Below are 2,084 nucleotides of genomic sequence, written 5' to 3' on the forward strand. Positions count from 1 at the left end.
TGCAAACACCGTTCGGCCCGATCTTTGCCCCCAACATCACGCCCGATCGGGACAGCGGCATCGGCACATATAGCTTTGCCGCGTTTCAGCGCGCGATGCGGGAGGGCGTGGCCCGGGATGGACGCAATCTTTATCCGGCGTTCCCCTACACGGCGTTCAGCAAAATGACGGACGGCGATTTGCTGGCGCTGTATGCGTATCTGATGGCGCAGACGCCCGTGAAGGCCACGACGACGCCAACGCGATTGGCGTTCCCGTTCAACGTCCGGCCGCTGCTGGCGGGATGGAACCTGCTGTTCAACCGGTCTGGTGTCATCGAGGCAGACCCGGCGCAATCGGCGCAGTGGAACCGCGGCAATTACCTGGTCAATGCCGTGGCGCATTGCGGCGCCTGCCACACGCCCCGCAATATGCTGGGGGCGGAGCGGCAGGCTGCGTATCTGGATGGCGCCCTCGTCGACGGATGGGAGGCGCCGGCGCTATCCGAACTGTCACGGGCGCCGGTGCCGTGGACGCAGGACGCGTTGTACGAGTATCTACGCCACGGCATCGCCGCGGAGCACGGCGCGGTGGCCGGGCCGATGGGGCCGGTCGTGGCCAGCCTGGCGGAACTGCCGGATAGCGACATCGCCGCCATGGCGCATTACGTCGCCAGCCTCACACCGCGGGCGATTCCGGTCGATGTGGCGCCGTTGGTCGCGGCGTCGTGGCGCGATCTGGGCGCCGATGCGACGGAGGGTGCGCGCCTGTTCGCCGGGGCGTGTCAATCCTGCCATCATGACGGCAACGGACCGCCGGTGTTTGGCGCGAATATTCCGCTGGCGCTCAATAGCAATCTTTACAGCGACCGACCGGATAATCTGCTGCGCACCATTCTGGATGGCATTGCAGAACCGGCCCGCCCTGGCCTGGGGCCGATGCCCGGGTTTCGCGACAGTATGAACGACCAGCAGGTCGCCGAACTCGCACGGTTCCTGCGCCAACGATTCGCCCCGGCCCGGCCTGCCTGGCAGGGGATCGAGCAGGCGGTGGCCCGGGCGCGGCAATTGGCCACCGCGCCGTAGGATGCGCCTTATCGGAACAGATATCGGGGTGTTGCGACCATGATGCATCTCGGCTTGCTCATCCTCGGCACGGGCAGCCACGTGGCGGGCTGGCGCATGCCGGACGCGGAATTCGGCTCGCAGAATTTCGGCCTGCTACGGCGCGTTGCGGAAGTGGCGGAGCGGGGCAAGCTGGACTTCATCTTCTTCGCCGACGCGTTGAATACCGGGCTGGATGCGCATCCCGGCATGATGGTGCGGTTGGAACCGCTCACCCTTATCTCGGCGCTGGCGATGTGCACCAGCCGGATCGGCCTGGCGATCACCGTGTCCACCACCTATTCGGAGCCGTATAATGTGGCCCGGGCTTTGGCGTCGCTGGATCATATCAGCGGCGGCCGCGCGGGGTGGAACGTGGTCACCGGGTCCAGCCCGGATGCGGCGGCGAATTTCGGTCGCGATCGGCATCCGCCGCAGGATGTGCGCTACGCCATGGCGGCCGAATACCTCGCCGTCGTGAAGGGGCTGTGGGATAGCTGGGATGACGGGGCCATCGTTGGGGACAAGGCCCGTGGCGTGTTCGTCGACCCGGCGGCGATGCATGTGCTGGATCACGCGGGTGATTTCTACCGGGTCGCAGGTCCGCTCAACATCACGCGGCCGCCGCAGGGGCATCCCGTGATCCTCCAGGCGGGTGCGTCGGATGCCGGGCGCGATTTCGCGGCGGCGACGGCGGAGGTGGTGTTCACCGCGCAGCAGGATATGAGCGAGGCGATCGCCTTCGCCACCGATCTGCGCAATCGTTGCGAGGCCGCCGGTCGTCCGCGCGACGCCATTCGCATCCTGGCAGGGGTCTGCCCGGTGATCGGCACCGATGTGGCGGATGCCAAGGCACGCATCGCCGCACTGGCTGAGCTGGCCGACCCGGTGGCGGCATTGCGCGTTTTGTCGGACCGGTTGGGCCACGACCTTTCGCAAGTCCCGCTGGACGAGTTGGTGCCGGAATTGCCGCCGTCGGAGATGATGCAGGGCCATGCGACG

The 2,084-nt window shown here is 66.9% G+C and carries 2 protein-coding genes; both read left to right on the forward strand.

Features of this window, described 5'->3' with window-relative positions; genetic code table 11:
- On the forward strand, positions 1-1,064 hold a 1,064-nt coding region (locus GSQ76_RS25270), incomplete at its 5' end, for a cytochrome c (RefSeq protein ID WP_174247397.1).
- Positions 1,065-1,103: 39 nt separating this feature from the next.
- Positions 1,104-2,084: NtaA/DmoA family FMN-dependent monooxygenase (locus GSQ76_RS25275; RefSeq protein ID WP_254070626.1), on the forward strand; the 981-nt coding region annotated here is incomplete at its 3' end.

The sequence above is a fragment of the Acidisphaera sp. L21 genome (assembly GCF_009765685.1).
Classification (GTDB): domain Bacteria; phylum Pseudomonadota; class Alphaproteobacteria; order Acetobacterales; family Acetobacteraceae; genus LMUY01.